This is a genomic window from Micromonospora globbae (assembly GCF_003610785.1).
Classification (GTDB): Bacteria; Actinomycetota; Actinomycetes; order Mycobacteriales; family Micromonosporaceae; genus Micromonospora; species Micromonospora globbae.
The window spans coordinates 1-2,020 of sequence record NZ_RAQQ01000082.1; the positions used below are offsets into that span (position 1 = coordinate 1).

The 2,020-nt window shown below is 69.6% G+C and carries 2 protein-coding genes; one reads left to right on the forward strand and one right to left on the reverse strand.

Annotated elements, in window-relative coordinates; genetic code table 11:
- Positions 1–153 precede the first annotated feature (153 nt).
- The gene (gene cofC, locus D7I43_RS32345; RefSeq protein WP_120332333.1) at positions 154–807 is read left to right on the forward strand and encodes a 2-phospho-L-lactate guanylyltransferase; all 654 of its coding nucleotides are present in this window, start codon (positions 154–156) and stop codon (positions 805–807) included.
- 34 nt (positions 808–841) lie between these two features.
- Here the strand turns inward: cofC and D7I43_RS32350 are convergent.
- Positions 842–1,745, reverse strand: a protein-coding gene (locus D7I43_RS32350; RefSeq protein ID WP_240033335.1) for an IS5 family transposase whose coding sequence is annotated in 2 segments (ribosomal slippage) — positions 842–1,127 and positions 1,126–1,745 — 906 coding nt in all. Because the reading frame shifts where the segments join, the coding sequence is not laid out codon by codon here.
- Positions 1,746–2,020 lie beyond the last annotated feature (275 nt).

The following is a 2,020-nucleotide window of genomic DNA, read 5'->3' on the forward strand; positions in this document are numbered from 1 at the left end:
CCCGCATGGTCACGATCGACACCAGCCAACACGACACCGACCAGACCGACCCCACCCCGATCGCCGCATAACATCAAACCGGATCCCGCGATGGCCGTCTCCTACACCACCAGCGCGGACGCGACCGACGATCCTGCTGGCAGGACAGTTGCCATGAGTCAACTGAGGTGGACGGTAGTGGTCCCGGTAAAGCACCTGGCGGCCGCGAAGCGCCGGCTGCGGGGGGCGGTCCGGGCCGTACCGCACGAGGCGCTGGCGCTGGCCCTGGCGGCTGACACCATCGAGGCGGTGCGGGCCTGCGCGGCGGTGGCGCAGGTGCTGGTGGTCACCGCTGACCCGCGGGTGGCCGCTGCGGGGCTCGAGGCGGGAGCGCGGGTTCTGCCGGACGTGCCGCGCGCCGGGCTGAACGCCGCCTTCCGGTACGGCGCTTTCGCCGCCGCTGACGGCGGGGGGTGGGTAGCCGGACTCACTGCCGACCTGCCGGCGCTGCGCTCGGGCGAGCTGGCGGCGGCGCTGCGTGCGGCGCAGGCCGCCCCGGTGCGGGCGCGCCGGTTCGTCGCCGACGCACCAGGCGGAGGCACGGTGCTGCTGGCTGCGCCGCCAGGCGTACCCCTGGACCCCCACTTCGGGGTCAGCTCAGCCGCGGCGCACACGGCGAGCGGGGCGATTGCCCTGACCGGCGACTGGCCAAGCCTGCGCCGGGACGTGGACACCGCCGAGGACCTGGCCGCAGCGGCGCGGCTCGGGCTCGGAACACGTACCGCCGCGCTCATCGCCGCCAGCCAACCCTGGTACGAGCGGGTGTGAGCGGACAGGAGCGCGCGGGGCACTAGGCCCTGTTTCATAAGTCGGGTCGGAGCCATTCGTTGATCGTGGCGACGTGCACGGTGGCGTGGTAGCGGACGGCCAACTTGTCGTAGCGGGTGGCCAGCGCTCGGTTGCGTTTGAGCTGGTTAATGCCGCACTCGACGGCATGGCGTTGCCGGTAGGTGCCGGGGTCGAAGGTCGGCGGGCGTCCTCCTTTCGAGCCCTTCCTGCGTCGGCTCGCCACCTGATCGATCTTGATGGGGATGGTCACGGCGATCCCTCGGCGCGCCAGGTGCTGCCGGTTGGCGCGGGAGCTGTAGCTTGTCTGCCAGGACCCGATCTGGTCGTGTGCGGGGCCGGCCACCGGCGGCCCTGGGGACCCGGATGCCAGCCAGCACGGGGACGAATTGCGGGCTGTCGCCGCGGTGTCCGGCGGTGAGCAGGGTCGACAACGGCTTACGGCCCTGTTCACAGGCCAGATGAAGCTTGGTGGTCAACCCACCTCGTGACCGTCCCAGGGCATGATCGTCGGGTTCGTCATCGACACCGCCAGGCGACTCGACCTGCAACTGGCCACGGTTGCGGGCGCCGGCCGCGTGCTGATGAGCGCGAGCGCTGGTGGAATCGACGCTGACGTCCCACGTGATCATCCCCGCCTCGTCGGCCCGGGCCTGCAACCCGGTGACCACCTCCCGCCACACTCCCGCCCGCTGCCACCTGCGGAACAGCCCATAGACGGTCTGCCAGGGCCCATACAGCGCCGGCACGTCCCGCCACGGCGAGCCGACCCGGGTGCGCCACCGGATCCCGTCGATCAACTGCCGTCTGCTCCACTTCGGCGGACGTCCTGACCCACGCGGCCTGGGCAGCAACGGCTCCAGCACCGCCCACTGAGCGTCGGTCAGGTCGTGTCGCCTCGTCACCGCTAAGGTGGCCACGAGGTCTCCGGTATTGGAAGTTCGTCTTGGTCGAAGAACCCTCTACCGGAGACCTCGCCATCTATCGATCACCGACACGCCGGGTGCCGGCCCAACCCGGGCCAACGACGGGCGATCAGACGGCTTTCATTTTTGAAACAGGGCCTAGCTTGATCTTTAACCCCTGGGGTCCTGTGGGGACCCCGACCGATGACGGAAACAGCCCTTGGTTGATGATCTTCTTGTCTAGGGAAGAACATCAATAGCCAAGGGCTGTTCTGGTGACCAGTGTGCAT

Coding starts and splice junctions, on each gene's coding strand:
- cofC (WP_120332333.1), top strand. CDS start 154: ATGAGTCAACTGAGGTGGACGGTAGTGGTCCCGGTAAAGCACCTGGCG.